The sequence below is a fragment of the Streptomyces sp. NPDC041200 genome (assembly GCF_055591805.1).
In genome coordinates this window covers 747182-762644 of the sequence record NZ_JBVIZF010000002.1, presented here as the reverse complement: position 1 = coordinate 762644, position 15463 = coordinate 747182, and the positions used below count along the sequence as shown (strand labels likewise).

The following is a 15463-nucleotide window of genomic DNA, read 5'->3' as shown; positions in this document are numbered from 1 at the left end:
TCGGTCGTTCGTACCTCCCTCCCCGCCCGCCCCCCCTTTCAACACTGACACCCCCTTTCGGCCCCCTCCCCGCGCGCCGGGCCAGAGGACCACGCCCCCGCAGCCGGGGGACCGGGCCGTAACCCTTGTTGACGGCGGAAGTTGTGTTGTCGTGGAAGAGACCATGGACGTGACAGCAACGCCACACATTCCGAAGCAGCGCGGTGAGCGGCTGCTCGACGCCGCCGTGCGCTACGCCGAGGAACGGCACTGGGACGTGCTCGCCGGAGCCTGGCTGGACACCGTGGGCGGCCTGCAGTGCTGCTCCTGCGGCCAGGCCGACTGCCCGGCCCCCGGCGCCCATCCGACCGCCCCGGACTGGGTGAACCAGGCGACCGGCAGCCCGGTCGTGGTCCGGCGGATGTGGGCCCGCGCCCCCGGCGCGTCGATCCTGCTGCCGACCGGCCGTACCTTCGACGCGCTGGACGTACCGGAGTCGGCGGGCTGTCTGGCGCTGGCCCGGATGGAGCGCCGCAACGTCGACCTCGGCCCGGTCACTTCCACCCCGGACCGCAGGATGCTCTTCTTCGTGCTCCCCGGCGCCGCCGCGAAGGTCCCGGACCTGCTGCGGAACCTGGGCTGGCCGCCGTCCTCGGTCGACCTGGCGGCCCGCGGCGACGGGGACTACGTGGTCGCTCCCCCGACCCGGGTCGGACGGCACGGCCCGGCCCAGTGGGCCCGCCGCCCGACCGCCGCCAACCGCTGGCTGCCGGACGCCGAGGAGCTGGTGAGCACGCTCGCCTACGCGTGCGGACGCGAAACCCGCGTACCCGAGACCCGCGGGCCCGAGACCGTGCGCGAAACCCGCGTACGCGAGACCCGTGGACGCGGGACCGTACGCGAGACCCGTGGACGCGAGCCGCGCGGATATGAGCCCCGCGGACGGGACACACGCTCCCCCGAGCGCCGCTGACACGCCCGAGCCCTGTCCCCGGCCCCCCGTATGGTGGTCGGCGGACGGGGACACGACCAATCCCCGTACCAGCCTGACGTTGGGAGACGGGGATTTCAGTGCCGGACGCACACGCAGACGCACACGCAGACGCAGACGTACACGCACCCGCCGAGGGAGCGACCGATCCCGCGACGCCGCGGCGGCCCGCCGTGCAGGTGCGCGGTCTGTGGAAGCGGTACGGGGAACAGATCGCCGTCCAGGGCATCGATCTCGATCTCCCGGCCGGACAGTTCATCGGGCTCGTCGGCCCCAACGGCGCGGGCAAGACCACGACCCTCTCGATGATCACCGGGCTGCTGCGCCCCGACTCCGGCACGGTCGAGATCGGCGGGCACGACGTCTGGCAGGACCCGGCCGAGGTCAAGGCGCGGATCGGGGTGCTGCCGGAGGGGCTGCGGCTGTTCGAGCGGCTGTCGGGACGCGAACTCCTCGCGTACACCGGGCGGCTGCGCGGGCTGCCCGGCGACGAGGTCGACAAGCGCGCGACCCAGCTGCTGGACGTCCTGGACCTGGCCGGGGCGCAGAACAAGCTGGTCGTGGACTACTCGACCGGTATGCGGAAGAAGATCGGCCTGGCCGCCGCGCTGCTCCACAACCCGGAAGTCCTCTTCCTCGACGAGCCCTTCGAGGGCGTCGACCCGGTCTCCGCGCAGACCATCCGCGGCGTGCTGGAGCGGTACACCCGCTCCGGCGCGACGGTCGTCTTCTCCAGCCATGTGATGGAGCTGGTGGAGTCGCTGTGCGACTGGGTCGCGGTGATGGCGCGCGGCAAGATCCGCGCGCAGGGCGCGCTGGCCGACGTACGGGGCGAGGCGCCGTCCCTCCAGGACGCCTTCCTGGAGCTGGTGGGCGCGCGTGAGCAGTCCTCCGGGGACAACCTCGACTGGCTCGGCGGCGGCGCCCGATGACGCTCACCGATCCGCTCGACACCAAGGGCCCGCTCGACACCGCGGCGCCCGCTCCCCCGGCGGTCCCCACCGGCTCGCTGCTGCCCGTCTTCGTCCAGCTGAAGCTGTCGCTGATGCGCAACGGGCTGCGGCAGTCCGCGGGCCGCCGCGCCGCGTACATCACCTCGCTCGTCATCACCGTCCTCTTCGCCGCCCTGCAGCTGCTCGGCCTGGTGCTGCTGCGCGGCCACGACAACGCGGACGCGCTGGTCATCATGCTCACCGCGGTCCTCGCGCTGGGCTGGGCGGTGATGCCGCTCTTCTTCCCCAGCGGTGACGAGACCCTGGACCCGACCCGGCTGGTGATGCTGCCGCTGCGGCCCCGGCCGCTGATCAGCGCGCTGCTGGTGTCCTCACTGATCGGCACCGGCCCGCTGTTCACGCTGACCCTGGTGGTCGGGTCGCTGATCGCGATCGCGCACGGGGCGGCCGCCGCGGCGGCGGCCGTCCTGGCGGGCGCGCTGACCGTGCTGACCTGCGTGGCGCTGGCGCGGGCCGTCGCGACGGCCAACACCCGGCTGCTGAGCAGCCGCAAGGGCCGCGATCTGGCGCTGCTGAGCGGTCTGTTCGTGGCGATCGGCGCGCAGTTCGTGAACGTGGGTGTGCAGAAGCTGTCCGGCGAGGGCGGGCTCGGCGTGCTCCGGCCCGCCGCCGACATCCTGCGCTGGGTGCCGCCCGCGACGGCGATCGACGCCGTGCGGGGCGTGAGCGAGGGCGCGTACGGGGTCGCCGCCGCCCAGTTCGCCCTGAGCGCGGCCGTGCTGGCGCTGCTGATGTGGTGGTGGTCGCGCAGCCTCACGCATCTGATGACCACGCCGGACAGCTCCACGATCCAGCAGGAGAAGCCGCGGCGGGGTGCCAAGGGGGCGGACGCGTCCGCCGCCGCGCCCGGCCCGCTCGGCAAGCTGCTGCCCACGGGGCGCACCGGCACGGTCATGCTGCGCACCCTGCGGTACGCGGTGCGGGACCCCAAGTCCAAGGCCAGCTGGGTCAGCTCGCTGGGGGTCGGGCTGCTGATGCCCGTCATCACCTCTATCCAGGGCAACGGCAGCATCTACTGGGCGTGCTGGGCCACCGGGATGCTGGGCATGCAGATGTACAACCAGTTCGGGCAGGACTCCTCCGCCTTCTGGATGGTCGCGCAGACCATCTCCTCCTCCCGGGACGCCTATCTGGAGCTGCGCGGGCGGGCGTTCGCGATCGCCCTGATCGGGGTGCCGTACGTGATCCTGGCGGTGGTGGGCTCGGCCGTCTTCATGAAGGACCTGCCCGCCGTCCCCGAAGCGCTCGGGCTCGCCCTCGGCCTGCTCGGGGCGCTGCTGGCGACCGGCGCGCTGGCCTCGGCGCTGCGGCCGTACTCCATCCCGCAGGACAGCGCCAAGAACGTGGCACCCGGGCAGGGCTCGCTCGCCTGGATGAGCCTCCTCGGCGGCATGATCGGGGGCGCCGTGCTCTGCGCACCGCTGCTGGGGCTGACGATCTGGCTGCATGTCAGCGGGACCCACGGACTGCTGTGGGTGCTGCTGCCGGTGGGCGTCGCGTACGGAGCGGGAATCGCCGAGGCCGGTCTGCGGCTGGCCGCGCCGCGGACGGCCGAGCGGCTGCCGGAGATCCTGGCGGCGGTGAGCAAGGGCTGAACCCGGCCCCCGGGTAAGACGAGGTACGGCGCGGGAGCGGGACTGGTCAGGTCCCGCTCCCGCGCCGCTTTTCCCCCGGCGGAACGTATCTGCGGCTCAGCGGCGACTGGCCCCCTAGTCCAGGTACTTGCTGTAGACCCAGCCCCTGGTCCCGGGCTTGATGCCCGAGGTGGTCCGCTTGAGGATCTTTCCGTAGGACCAGCTCTTCGTGAATCCGCCCAGCCCGCCGGTGCGGCAGAAGTACCGGAAGGAGTCTCCCCGGTACAGCGTCCCTATCGCGCGGTACTTCTTTCCCGGTCCGGTGCGGAATCTGGCACCGCTCGTCACGACCTTGAAATTGACGTCCGGCGAATTGAACCGGCATGCCGACGAGCCCACCGCGGAGGCCGTGGGCGCCATCGCGACCGAACCACCCAGCATGAGCACCGCCGAGAGCACGACCATCGAGGCTTGTTGTTTAAGCTTCACGCGATCTCCCCCCAAGATCAGTGATTTCCTTACGCCTGGTGTGTTAATGCGTGATTGCGCGTGGCCGAGGGTAGCAGCAGCCATTAGGCAAGCACCGTACCGGTAGACGCCATTGAGGCCGCGAAGGTTGAATTCCGCATGGGAATGGCCGCGTCCGCACTGCGGCATGGCCCGGTTCCGGCCACTTTCCACACAGCCGGACCCAGGCCGTCACAGTACGCACACAGTTGGCGACCCGGATACGGAATTCCAGCCCCTAGGATCATCGCTCGAAGAAGGAACGCGCAGGGGAGATGGACTTGCTGAAGAAGACAACGTGGCTGTGGGTCGCCGCGCCCGTTGGTGTACTGACCCTGGCTCTCACCGCCTGTGGATCCTCCGGGAAAAAGAGTCATACGTCCACATCCCCCAAGCACAAGCCGCATTCCCGCTTCAGCGGGACGCACAAGAACGGTAAGCACGGTGCGAGTGCGGCGGCGAAGTCCGTACTGAAACCGGGTCAGTCCGCTTCGCGGGCATTCAAGGAGGACACCGGCGTCAAGCCGTTTTACTCGATCACCGCGCAGCGGATCGACATCGGAACGGCCGCCGAGGCCAAGGCCCTGGTCTCCGACCCGGCGGACGCCGAGGGCAAGATCCCCGCGACCGGTTATGTGACGTACCGGCATGTGTCCGGTGCCGCCGTGAAGGAATGGCCGCGGGTCGGCGACTACGCGGATGTGTACGCGGACGGGCAGCGCGGCGCGAAGGTCATCGGTGGTGACGCGCCGAAGGGGTGCGCCGACTCGGACGCCATCAAGAACTGGAAGGACGGTCAGAGCTACACGCTCTGCAACACCTTCCTCATCCCGGCCGATACGAAGCGGCTGGAGATCACCTGGACCGAGATCGGCGGCAAGCCGTTCGTCTGGAAGTTCCCCTCGCGGCACTGATCCTGACGCCGCAGATCCTGACGCCGCGGCTCCTCCGGGCTACACGGGCCCGGGCTACACCGGTCCGGATGGGGCGGGGAGGGTCGCGGCGAGGAACGGCTCCACCGCGCGGCGCCAGCCGTCCGGCTGGTCGTAGTGGACCAGGTGGCCCGCGTCGGCCACCTCCGCGTACTCACCGCGGGGGAGGACGCGGACCATCTCCTGAGCCTCGGCGCGGCCCAGCTCGCCGTCCAGACCGCGGACGACCAGGGTGGGGCACTCCACCAGGGCCAGCTGCTCCCAGTGGGCGTCATGGGCCCAGGCCGCACGGGCCTTCAGCATCTGGCGGCGGGAGAAGACGGGGCGCCAGCCGTCCGAACGCTCGGCCATGATCTCGGCGAAGAAGTCGCCCCGGGCGGCGTTCGGGCGCTCCAGCGACGGATCGTCCTCGCCGAACCACCTGCGGACGTCCGCGAGGGTCGCGAAGGGCACCGGCCAGGACCGGAACCAGTCGGACCATTCGCGCTGCGAGGCACCGCCGAGTGCCGAGGCCCGCATATCGGAGATGACCAGGGCCCGGACCAGATCGGGGCGGCGGGCGGCGAGCTGCCAGGCCGTCAGGGCGCCCATGGAGTGGCCGATCAGGGTCACCGGGCCCAGCCCGAGCTGCTCGACGGCCGCCTCGGCGTCCGCCACGTACGCACCGCGGTCGAACGGCCCCTCGGCGGGCTTCTCGCTGCGGCCGTGGCCGCGCTGATCGAGGGCGACGGCCCGGTGCCGGGTGGCAAGCCAGCGGGCGGTCTCCGCCCAGTGCGCGGCGCGGCCCATCAGCCCGTGGAGCAGCAGCACTCCGGGGCCGCCGCGCGCTCCCGCGCGGCCTCCGGCCTTGGGCGGGTCGGTGAACTCCCAGGCCGCGAGCCGCACCCCGGCGGCTCCGGTCACGTCGATGCGTCGCACCATGTCGTCTGGCACCTCCATCCCTCTCCCGAGCAACCCCAACCACCCCACAGTATCGAACTTGCATTCGAACGCACCGCAAGTGCCGGGCAACACCCCTCATTCGAGTGACCACGCTCAAGGATTGGTCGCCTCCGCCGAGGGGAGACAGCTAGCGGGAGGCGGACTACTCGGGGAAGGAAGTCCGCGGGGGATGACCCTGGGAGCTCGGGGCTCCGGGTCGCTACGGCCCCGGGTCGTGACGGCCGCGTTCGCGCGGCCCGCACGGCCTGGGGCCCACCGGGGGGACATGGGGAAGCAGGGCCCCGGCGCCTCACGGCACCGGGGCCCTCGCGTTCGAACGCCCGCTCGGCATCACTGCCGCCCGTCGGGCCCATAGGAGCCCCCTCCCCTGACCGCGAGCACGCTTGTGCATATGCGTCAGCGACAGGGTTGCACGGGTCGCCCCCGACCGCTCGATTTCCCCGAACTCCGGTCCAGACAAAAACCGTCCCCGCAGGTCATACGCCCGAGGGGGGGTTCGGAGGCAGGAGTCAGCGCTTGGCTCCGCAGACAGCGGGGGTCAGCGCTTGGCCACGAAGACATGGGAGGCGATGTCCGCCTCCAGCTCGGCGGCCTCGCCGCTGCTGCCCACCAGGACTCCGCCCGGGGACTCCGTCACGCTCACCACCGAGCCCGGCTGGACCCCGGCCCTGCGCAGCGTGTACATCAGCTGGGCGTCCATCTGGATCGGCTCGCCGATGCGGCGGACGACCACCGTCTTGCCCTCGGTGCCGGGGGCCAGCTCACGCAGGCTCACCATGCTGTCGTCCAGGAACGGGTCGGCCTCGCCCTTCTCGCCCAGCTCCTCCAGACCCGGGATCGGGTTGCCGTACGGCGACTCGGTGGGGTGGCGCAACAGTTCGAGGACCCGGCGCTCCACCGCCTCGCTCATCACGTGCTCCCAGCGGCACGCCTCCGCGTGGACCTGCTCCCACTCCAGGCCGATCACGTCGACGAGCAGGCACTCCGCGAGCCGGTGCTTGCGCATCACGCGCGTGGCCAGGCGGCGGCCCTCCTCCGTCAGCTCCAGGTGGCGGTCGCCCGCGACCATGAGCAGCCCGTCGCGCTCCATACGCGCCACCGTCTGGCTGACGGTGGGGCCGCTCTGATCGAGCCGCTCCGCGATCCGGGCGCGCATGGGGACCACGCCCTCCTCCTCGAGTTCGAGGATGGTGCGGAGATACATCTCCGTGGTGTCGATCAGTCCGGACATGCGTGCCCCTTGATGTGTCGTGCGGTGGCCCTGAACCCAATTCTGACGCATCCCGCCGACAACGGAGCCGGATCGGCCACTGCCGTAACGAGGGAGGAGGAGGTGGTATTGACAGCTTCATGATCCACATCGCAACGTGATCCGCGCCACGGGGATGTGGACCCAAGTTAACACCGACACGAAGGGCCTCGGCGATGAGCCAGAGCAAGCCGGCAGGGCGCTTTATCGACGCCGCGATCGAGCTGCTGCACAGGGTGCGGGACGAGGAGGCCGAACGCATCGCCGCGGCGGGCGGCCTGATCGCCGACGCGGTCACCGGCGACGGCCGGATCTTCGTCTTCGGCGCGGGCCACTCGTCCCTGCCCGCCCAGGACGTCGTCTACCGCGCGGGCGGACTGGCCCTGATGAACCTGCTCCCGGTGCCGGGGGTGACCGGGGTGAACGTCATGCCCGCGACCCTCGGCAGCGCGCTGGAACGGGTCGACGGATTCGCCACCGCCGTCCTGGAGACCGGGCCGCTGCGCCCCGGGGACCTGCTGTTCATCATCTCGCTGTCCGGGCGGAACACGCTGCCGGTGGAGATGGCGACCGGCGCGCGGGAGCGCGGGGTGACGGTGATCGGCGTGACGTCCGTGGCGTACGCGACGGGGACCACGTCCCGCAACGCCACCGGCGGCTTCCTCAAGGACCACTGCGACCTGGTCCTCGACAGCAAGATCCCGGTCGGCGACGCGGAGGTCACGGCGGAGGGCGTCGGGGCGCCGTTCGCCCCCGCGTCGACCGTCGTGACGAGCGCGCTGATGCAGGCCGTCGTGGCGGCCGGGGTGGAGGAGCTGGTGGCGCGCGGCGTGCGGCCGCCCCTGCTGCGCTCGGGCAACGTGGACGGCGGCCACGAGTGGAACCAGCAGGTGATGGCGGAGTACGGGGACCGGATCTTCTACCGGAGGTAGGGGGGCCGGCCGCGGCGGAGGGCTACGACCGGGCCAGGTCCACCGCCGCCGCCACCCGGGCCGCCACGTCCTCCGCGTACGCCGTGTCCGGACGGTCGAAGGGGCGGCGGGCCGGGCCGCGGAGGAACGTCAGGACGCCCAGGGTGCGGCCCCGGCTGCGCAGCACCGCGCACAGGGCGTGCACCGACCCCTCCGGCCACTTGCGGGCCGCCGCCCACCGGGCCGCCGCCGCCTCGTCCGTACGCGTCGCGCTCGCCCGCACCGCGCCGCAGCGCTCGGCGGCCTGGAGCGCCGGGTGGCCCTCCGGATAGGCCACCGGGATGCCGCCCGGGGCGATCGGGGAGAGCGGGCCCGAGGCGCCGCACGGCGTGGCCGCCGCCCGGACGAGACGGATCCGCTCGCCCTCGCCGGGCGGCGGGGCGCTCGGCGGCACCGCCGCCGGACGGTCCAGGACCAGGTCGATCAGGGCGTGGTCGGCGAAGCCCGCGAGCGCGAAGTCCAGGTGGACCGCGGCCGCCTCCATCGGGTCCTCGCACTCGGCCGCAGCCCGCGCCGCCCGGTGCAGCTGGTTGCCGCGGAAGCGCAGCCGCGTGCTCTCCTGCTCGTGCTGCTTCGCCTCCGTCACGTCCTGGAAGATCCACGCCACCCCGAGCGGCACCGGCTCCTCGGTCAGCGGCGAGGCCAGCCGCAGGAAGCCGCTGCGCCAGCAGCGCCGCGCCGGGGTCCCGTCCTGCGGGGACTCGTCGGCCCCCTCGCGCAGCGTCACCCACAGCTCGGTGGGCGCCGGGGGCGCGCCCTCGGCGAGGACGTGCTGGAGGGCGTTCTCGGCCTCCTCCACGCCCTGGTCGAGGAACTCGCCCAGCGGCCGCCCCAGCGCGGCCGTGCGGCCCGTGCGCAGCGCGACCGCCGCGCTGCCGTTGAGGACCGCCACCCGCAGGTCGGCGTCGACGAGGACGACGGACCAGGACGCGTCCTCCAGCAGCGCCTCGCTCAGCGCGATCGACCGCTCCAGGTCCAGCTGCGCGTGCACCTCGCTGAACGCGCAGTACACCCCGGCCGGGCGGCCGTCCGCGCCCGGCACCGCGGACGACTGGGTACGGACCAGGACCCGGCCGCCGTCCTTGGTCAGCAGGGCGAACTCGTGCACCCGGCGGCCGGTGGCGTCCAGCGCCTCCATCAGCCGGGCCTCGATATCCCGCGCGTCCTCGGGGCGGACCGCCCACCCCGCCAGCCCCTTGCGCCCCACGGCCTCGGCCGCGGGCCAGCCGAGGATGCGCTCGGCCTCGCGGTTCCAATGGGTGACGGTGCCGTCGGCGCCGAACGCGCACAGCGCCGCGTCCATGCCGTCGAGGAGCGCGGCGAGCAGATCGGAGTCGTCCCGGCCGGGGCCGGTCGTGGGCACGGGCGCGGCCGCCGACGCCGACTGCGCCGGTACGGGACGCGCGGGACGTGCGGGTTCGGAGCGCTGCGGAGCGGTCACCGGACACCCCCTGCGGGACGTGGTGGGCGTGGCTGCCTGTGATGGTGCACGTCGGAACATTGAACTCGAACGTGACGCGCGCCACACCTGATTCCGCGAAATCGTTGCCTCCCGGAAATTCGCTTGTGTGCGCCGCGAGGGCGTTCTTAAGGTGGTGAGCACACGAGAAGGGAGGTGGTTCGGCAGATGTATCAAATCCGGACGCGTGAGGTGACTGCGGGCTAGCAGTCCGTCGTCGCGCTCAGCGCATTCGCCGGACCGGCGCACGAAAGATGTGCGCAGCCGGCCAATCCCAAGCAGTCACCCGGCCCGTGGGTCGCCGGTACGTCCGACCGGCCCCCAGGCGCCCTCACCGGCGCCAGGGGAGAGACCCACGGGTCGTCTGCGTTTCCGGCTGCGTGCCGAGGCCCCCGAGTGCTGGGCCCGCGCCGGGCCGGGCGCCAAGGGCGCTGGAGGCCGCGCTGCGGACCCGGGCGAGGAGCACGCGGCGCTTGCTCGTCTCCGACCAGCGCCGCCGGTCGTCCCGCGCGCCCTACGGGGACAGGCGCTCGATCCGCCAGTCCTCCCCGCCCGGCGTGCGTACGTACCGCAGCCGGTCGTGCAGCCGGTTCTCCCGGCCCTGCCAGAACTCCACCGCTTCCGGCACCACCCGGAACCCGCCCCACTCCGGCGGCACCGGCACCTGCTCCCCCGGCGGATAGCGGTCCGCCAGCTCCGCGTACGCCCGCTCCAGCTCCTCCCGCGAGCCGATCACCGAGGACTGCGCGCTGGCCCACGCGCCCAGCTGCGAGCCGTGCGGACGGGTCCGGAAGTACGCGGCCGTCTCGTCCCGCCCGGTGCGGTGTGCGAGGCCCGTCACGATCACCTGGCGGGCGATGGGATGCCACGGGAAGAGCAGCGAGACCTGGGCGTTCTCGGCCAGTTCGCGGCCCTTGCGCGACCCGTAGTTGGTGTAGAAGACGAACCCGCGCTCGTCGAAGCTCTTCATCAGGACCGTACGGGAACTGGGGCGCCCGGCCGCGTCAGCCGTGGAGACGATCATCGCGTTGGGCTCGTAGAGACCGCTGCCCACCGCCTCCTCGAACCACCGGGTGAACTGCTGGAACGGGGTGCCCCCGAGGCTCGTCTCGTCGACGCCCGCCGCGCGATAGTGCTCGCGCATGGCGGCCGGGTCGTACGTGCGCGCGGAGTATGCCGAGGGGGAAGCCGGGGGCTCCGGGTCAACGTGAGACACGCGCATATCTTGCAACATCACCGGTCCACCGCACGGGGTACCCCGAAAGAGCGATTGCCCCCTCCCCCGCGCCGGGTATCCGTAACCCTCCGCCCGCCACACAAGCTGTGTGCCACTTCTCACGCGCCCCCGTGACTGGCGCGTCCACCGCTACGTGGCCGAGCATGCGCCTGTCAGCGCGGTGCCCCGGCGCCGGTTTACGCCCTGTTGGGTGACCACCGCGCGCACGGGGCACACCACCGGGTATCCGGTACGGACCGCGAGCCGCCGGCCACGGAGCCGTCCCGGGTGCCGGACGCCCGCCGATGACACCGTTCTCCGCCCCTCTGACGTTTCCTCCGCACCAGCCCGCACACCCCGCACCCCGGCACCCCGGCACCCGCCGGTACGCCCCGCACCAGCCGCGTCCCACACCCGCCGCCCACATCATGAGGAGCCGCCCGATGTCCGACTTCGTACCCGGACTCGAGGGAGTCGTCGCGTTCGAGACGGAGATCGCCGAACCCGACAAGGAGGGCGGCGCGCTCCGCTACCGCGGCGTCGACATCGAGGACCTGGTGGGCCATGTGTCCTTCGGGAACGTCTGGGGCCTGCTGGTCGACGGCGCCTTCAACCCCGGGCTGCCCGCCGCCGAGCCCTTCCCCATCCCGGTGCACTCCGGCGACGTCCGGGTCGACGTGCAGTCCGCGCTGGCCATGCTCGCGCCCGTCTGGGGCCTCAAACCGCTCCTCGACATCGACGAGGCCCAGGCCCGCGACGACCTCGCCCGCGCGGCCGTCATGGCGCTGTCGTACGTCGCCCAGTCGGCGCGCGGGCAGAGCCGACCGATGGTGCCGCAGCGGGAGATCGACAAGGCCGAGACCATCGTCGAACGCTTCATGCGCCGCTGGCGCGGCGAGCCCGACCCCAAGCACGTCGCCGCCGTCGACGCCTACTGGACCTCCGCCGCCGAGCACGGCATGAACGCCTCCACCTTCACCGCCCGCGTCATCGCCTCCACCGGCGCCGACGTCGCCGCCGCGCTCTCGGGCGCGGTCGGGGCCATGTCCGGGCCGCTGCACGGGGGCGCGCCCTCGCGGGTGCTCGGGATGATCGAGGAGATCGAGCGCACCGGGGACGCCACGGCGTACGTCAAGAGGGCGCTCGACCGGGGCGAGCGGCTGATGGGCTTCGGGCACCGGGTCTACCGCGCCGAGGACCCGCGGGCGCGGGTGCTGCGGCGCACCGCCAAGGAGCTGGGGGCGCCGCGCTACGAGGTCGCCGAGGCGCTGGAGCGGGCCGCCCTCGACGAGCTGCACAACCGGCGGCCGGACCGGGTGCTGGCCACCAACGTCGAGTTCTGGGCGGCGATCACGCTGGACTTCGCGGAGGTCCCGGCGCCCATGTTCACGTCGATGTTCACCTGTGCGCGCACCGCGGGCTGGAGCGCGCACATCCTGGAGCAGAAGCGGACCGGCCGCCTCGTGCGCCCCTCGGCGCGGTACATCGGGCCGGGGACGCGCAGCCCGCACGAGATCGACGGGTACGGGGACATCTCGCGCTAGCGGGTGGGCACGGCGGCCCTCTAACGGTCGGCCGTGCCCAGCGCCTCGTCCAGGATCCGCGACCACTGCGCCACCACCCGCTCCCGGCGCGCGCTGTCGTCCGTCAGCAGGTTCGCCAGGCCGAGGCCCCGGGCCATGTCGAGCAGGCCCTGCACGGCCTCCCGGACGCCCGGGACCGTCTCGTCGGCGCCCAGCAGCTCCACCGCCATGCGGTGGGTCTCGCGGCCGATGCGGGCCTCCAGGACGGTGACCCGGGCGCCCAGCTGGGCCTCGTACGACGCCGCGACCCACAGCTGGAGCGCGGCCCGGAACAGCGGGCCGGTGTAGAGGTCGACGAGTGCGGTGACGACCGCGTGCGTACGGGCCGTGCCCTCGCCCGCCGGGGCGAGGGCACGCAGCTCCGCCGAACGCTGCTCCGAGACATGCTCGACCGCGGCCGTGAACAGGTCCTCACGGGTCGGGAAGTGGTGCTGGGCCGCGCCCCGGGACACCCCGGCCCGCTCCGCGACCACCGACACCGTGGACCCCGCCCAGCCGTGCGCGGCGAGGCACGCCACGGCGGCCTCCAGCAGCCGCTGCCGGGTCGCGCGGCTGCGGTCCTGCTTGGGGTCGCGCGGGGGCGTACGGGACGGCGTACGGGGGGACGTACCGGGGCTCACTTCGCGGCCTCCGTCCCGGTGCCCGCCCCTGTGCCCGCCCCGGGCACCGCTCCGGTCTCCGTCACCCACGCCGGGTCCCGGCGCTCCCGGAACGCCGTCATCCCCTCCCGCGCCTCCGCCGACGCGAACAGCCGCGCCGACAGCTCCGCCAGCTCCTCCCCGTCCCGGTCGAACGCCCGCCGCACCTCCGCCGTCACCAGCCGCTTGGACTCCGCCAGGCCCTGCGGGGAGCCCCGGCGCAGCCCCTCCAGCACCGGCGCGAGCTCCCGGTCCGCGTCGCCCTCCGGGTCCGCCACCGTCACCAGGCCGATCCGGGCCGCCTCGGCGGCGTCGAACCGCTCCCCCGTGAGGTAGTAGCGGGCCGCCGCGCGGGCGTCCAGGCGGGGCAGCAGCGGCATCGATATGACGGCCGGGGCCAGGCCGAGCCGCGCCTCGGTGAACGCGAAGCTCGCGCCGCTCCCCGCCGCCGAGATGTCGCACGCCCCGAGCAGCCCCAGCCCACCGGCCCGCACGTGCCCGGTGACCCGCGCGACCACCGGCTTGGGCAGCTCCACGATCGCGCGCAACAGAGCGACCAGCCCCGACGCACCGGAGACCGCCGGGGGTTCGCGCAGATCCGCGCCCGCGCAGAACGTGTTGCCGGTGTGCGTGAGCAGCACCGCCCGGACCTCCGGGTCGGCCCCGGCCTCCGCGAGACCGGCCCGCAGCTCGGCGACCAGGCGGGCGGAGAGCGCGTTGCGGTTGTGCGGCGAGTCGAGCGTGAGCGTCCGGATGCCGTGGTCGTCGGACGGGCGCACCAAAGCGGCGTCGCCGTGGGTGTCGGTCATGGGGTGGTCGAACTCCTCTCCCTGGCGCGCAGTTCACGCCGCAGGATCTTTCCGGCGGCCGACCGCGGCACGATGTCCGTGAACTCGACGCGCCGCACCTTCTTGTACGGGGCCACCTGCCCGGCAACGTACGCGATCAGCTCGTCCTCCGAGATCCGGGCGCCGGGCCCGCGCACCACGTACGCCTTCGGTATCTCGTTGCCGTCCCGGTCCGTCACGCCGATCACGGCGGCGTCGGCGACGGCCTCGTGCGCGATCAGCACGGCCTCCAGATCGGCCGGGGCGACCTGGTAGCCCTTGTACTTGATCAGCTCCTTCAGCCGGTCCACCACGAACAGCCAGCCGTCCGCGTCCACATGGCCGACGTCGCCGGTGTGCAGCCAGCCGTCCGCGTCGATCATGGCCGCCGTGTCGGCGGGCCGCCCCAGATAGCCCTTCATCACCTGCGGGCCCCGGATCAGGATCTCCCCGTCCTCCCCCGCCGCCACGTCCCGGCCGCCGTTCATCCCCACGACGCGCATCTCGGTGCCCGGCAGCAGCTTCCCGACCGTCCCCGGGGGAACGTCCTCCGCTTCCCTCGGCACCAGATGGCAGCCCGGCGACAGCTCCGTCATCCCGAACGCCTGGAGCAGCGGCGGTACGCCCAGCCGCCGCGCGCACGCCTCCGCCAGCCGCGCGTCCAGCGGCGCCGCCGAGCACAGCACGTACCGCACGGACGACAGGTCGTGCGCCGCCACCGCCGGATGCTTGGCGAGCGCCAGCACGATCGGCGGCGCCACGTACAGCGCGTGCGCCTCGTACCGCTCGATCGCCGTCAGGAACTGGTCCAGATCGAAGCGCGGCAGGACGATCACCGTGCTCCCGGCCCGCAGCGGGGCGTTCATGAGCGCCGTGAGCCCGTACACATGGAAGAACGGCAGCACCGCGAGCACCCGCTCCCCCGGCCGCGTCGGGACCAGCGCCTCCACCTGCGCCAGATTGGTCGCCACGCTGCGGTGCGTCAGCATCACGCCCTTCGGGCTGCCCGTCGTCCCCGACGAGTACGGCAGCACCGCCACGTCCTCCGCCGGGTCGATCTCCACCACCGGCTCCGGCGCCGTGCCCTCCAGCATGTCGCGCAGCGAACGGTGCCCGCCCGCCTCGTCGCACACGAAGATCTCGCACACCCCGCCCGCGTGCTCCGCCGCCTGCCGGGCCACCCCCAGCAGCGGCGACACCGTCACGATCCACGTCGCCGCCGCGTCCCGCAGCTGTCCCGCGAACTCCTCCGCCGTCGCCAGCGGATGCACCGTGGTCACCGCCGCGCCCGTGCGGGTCACCCCGTAGAACGCCATGGGGTACATCACCGAGTTGGGGCTGTGCAGTGCCACCACCTCGCCCTTGCGCACTCCCGCCGCCGCCAGCTCGGCGGCGATCCGGCGCGAGGCGTGATCCAGCGCCGCGTAGCTGACGCTCTCCCCCGTCACCCCGTCGATCAGCGCCGTACGGTCCCCGAACTCGCGCGCCGCGCGGCCCAGCACCGCCTCATGGATGGGCAGATCGACGGGCGGGACATCGGGAAACTCGCTGCGCAGCACCATGGCCGCTCCCCTCGGGTCGC

The 15463-nt window shown here is 73.0% G+C and carries 13 protein-coding genes and 1 pseudogene; 6 read left to right on the top strand and 8 right to left on the bottom strand.

What is annotated here, in order from left to right; all coding sequences use genetic code 11:
• Positions 1–163 precede the first annotated feature (163 nt).
• From ACZ6CL_RS08680 to ACZ6CL_RS08670, 3 genes and pseudogenes are all read left to right on the top strand, one after another.
• A pseudogene (locus tag ACZ6CL_RS08680) lies at positions 164–805 on the top strand (bifunctional DNA primase/polymerase); the annotation flags it as partial.
• A 245-nt stretch (positions 806–1050) separates the two neighbouring features.
• Positions 1051–1902: an ABC transporter ATP-binding protein gene (locus tag ACZ6CL_RS08675; protein ID WP_468932869.1), complete on the top strand. Its 852-nt coding sequence runs from the start codon at positions 1051–1053 to the stop codon at positions 1900–1902.
• On the top strand, positions 1899–3578 hold the full coding sequence (locus ACZ6CL_RS08670; protein ID WP_468932867.1) for a transporter: 1680 nt from the start codon (positions 1899–1901) through the stop codon (positions 3576–3578). The genes ACZ6CL_RS08675 and ACZ6CL_RS08670 overlap by 4 nt, the downstream gene beginning before the upstream one ends.
• A gap of 114 nt (positions 3579–3692) precedes the next feature.
• Here the strand turns inward: ACZ6CL_RS08670 and ACZ6CL_RS08665 are convergent, their stop codons facing one another.
• Positions 3693–4046, bottom strand: a complete 354-nt coding sequence (locus ACZ6CL_RS08665) for an SH3 domain-containing protein (RefSeq protein WP_468932866.1) — start codon at positions 4044–4046, stop codon at positions 3693–3695.
• A gap of 293 nt (positions 4047–4339) precedes the next feature.
• On the opposite strand from ACZ6CL_RS08665, the gene ACZ6CL_RS08660 reads away from it, so the two are divergent.
• The gene (locus ACZ6CL_RS08660) at positions 4340–4978 is read left to right on the top strand and encodes a hypothetical protein (protein ID WP_468932864.1); all 639 of its coding nucleotides are present in this window, start codon (positions 4340–4342) and stop codon (positions 4976–4978) included.
• A 54-nt stretch (positions 4979–5032) separates the two neighbouring features.
• On the opposite strand, the gene ACZ6CL_RS08655 is transcribed toward ACZ6CL_RS08660, so the two are convergent.
• Both ACZ6CL_RS08655 and ACZ6CL_RS08650 read right to left on the bottom strand, forming a co-directional pair.
• A complete protein-coding gene (locus ACZ6CL_RS08655; protein ID WP_468932861.1) occupies positions 5033–5917 on the bottom strand; it encodes an alpha/beta fold hydrolase in 885 nt (294 codons plus the stop codon).
• A 559-nt stretch (positions 5918–6476) separates the two neighbouring features.
• Entirely contained in the window at positions 6477–7169 is a 693-nt protein-coding gene (locus ACZ6CL_RS08650) for a metal-dependent transcriptional regulator (RefSeq protein ID WP_385446071.1), read from the bottom strand.
• A 194-nt stretch (positions 7170–7363) separates the two neighbouring features.
• On the opposite strand from ACZ6CL_RS08650, the gene ACZ6CL_RS08645 reads away from it, so the two are divergent.
• Positions 7364–8119: an SIS domain-containing protein gene (locus ACZ6CL_RS08645; protein ID WP_468932858.1), complete on the top strand. Its 756-nt coding sequence runs from the start codon at positions 7364–7366 to the stop codon at positions 8117–8119.
• A 22-nt stretch (positions 8120–8141) separates the two neighbouring features.
• Here ACZ6CL_RS08645 and ACZ6CL_RS08640 read toward each other — a convergent pair whose 3' ends face one another.
• Positions 8142–9599, bottom strand: a complete 1458-nt coding sequence (locus tag ACZ6CL_RS08640) for a PAS domain-containing protein (protein ID WP_468932855.1) — start codon at positions 9597–9599, stop codon at positions 8142–8144.
• A gap of 532 nt (positions 9600–10131) precedes the next feature.
• Entirely contained in the window at positions 10132–10761 is a 630-nt protein-coding gene (gene pdxH, locus ACZ6CL_RS08635; protein WP_468933336.1) for a pyridoxamine 5'-phosphate oxidase, read from the bottom strand.
• Positions 10762–11276: 515 nt separating this feature from the next.
• On the opposite strand from pdxH, the gene ACZ6CL_RS08630 reads away from it, so the two are divergent.
• Positions 11277–12377, top strand: coding sequence for a citrate synthase 2 (locus ACZ6CL_RS08630; RefSeq protein WP_468932854.1), 1101 nt, complete (start codon positions 11277–11279; stop codon positions 12375–12377).
• Positions 12378–12397: 20 nt separating this feature from the next.
• Here ACZ6CL_RS08630 and ACZ6CL_RS08625 read toward each other — a convergent pair whose 3' ends face one another.
• From ACZ6CL_RS08625 to ACZ6CL_RS08615, 3 genes are read right to left on the bottom strand one after another with little or no spacing between them, the layout of a single operon-like run.
• Positions 12398–13036 carry a TetR/AcrR family transcriptional regulator gene (locus tag ACZ6CL_RS08625; RefSeq protein ID WP_468932851.1) on the bottom strand — a complete coding sequence of 213 codons (639 nt, stop codon included), beginning with the start codon at positions 13034–13036 and terminating at the stop codon, positions 12398–12400.
• Complete coding sequence (locus ACZ6CL_RS08620) at positions 13033–13863, bottom strand: enoyl-CoA hydratase family protein (protein WP_468932849.1); 831 nt, start codon at positions 13861–13863, stop codon at positions 13033–13035. Before ACZ6CL_RS08620 ends, ACZ6CL_RS08625 begins: the two co-directional genes overlap by 4 nt.
• The gene (locus ACZ6CL_RS08615; protein WP_468932847.1) at positions 13860–15443 is read right to left on the bottom strand and encodes a 4-coumarate--CoA ligase family protein; all 1584 of its coding nucleotides are present in this window, start codon (positions 15441–15443) and stop codon (positions 13860–13862) included. The genes ACZ6CL_RS08620 and ACZ6CL_RS08615 overlap by 4 nt, the downstream gene beginning before the upstream one ends.
• Positions 15444–15463: the final 20 nt, after the last annotated feature.

Coding starts and splice junctions, on each gene's coding strand:
- ACZ6CL_RS08670 (WP_468932867.1), top strand. CDS start 1,899: ATGACGCTCACCGATCCGCTCGACACCAAGGGCCCGCTCGACACCGCG.
- ACZ6CL_RS08660 (WP_468932864.1), top strand. CDS start 4,340: ATGGACTTGCTGAAGAAGACAACGTGGCTGTGGGTCGCCGCGCCCGTT.
- ACZ6CL_RS08655 (WP_468932861.1), bottom strand. CDS start 5,917: ATGGTGCGACGCATCGACGTGACCGGAGCCGCCGGGGTGCGGCTCGCG.
- ACZ6CL_RS08650 (WP_385446071.1), bottom strand. CDS start 7,169: ATGTCCGGACTGATCGACACCACGGAGATGTATCTCCGCACCATCCTC.
- ACZ6CL_RS08645 (WP_468932858.1), top strand. CDS start 7,364: ATGAGCCAGAGCAAGCCGGCAGGGCGCTTTATCGACGCCGCGATCGAG.
- pdxH (WP_468933336.1), bottom strand. CDS start 10,761: ATGCGCGAGCACTATCGCGCGGCGGGCGTCGACGAGACGAGCCTCGGG.
- ACZ6CL_RS08630 (WP_468932854.1), top strand. CDS start 11,277: ATGTCCGACTTCGTACCCGGACTCGAGGGAGTCGTCGCGTTCGAGACG.
- ACZ6CL_RS08620 (WP_468932849.1), bottom strand. CDS start 13,863: ATGACCGACACCCACGGCGACGCCGCTTTGGTGCGCCCGTCCGACGAC.
- ACZ6CL_RS08615 (WP_468932847.1), bottom strand. CDS start 15,443: ATGGTGCTGCGCAGCGAGTTTCCCGATGTCCCGCCCGTCGATCTGCCC.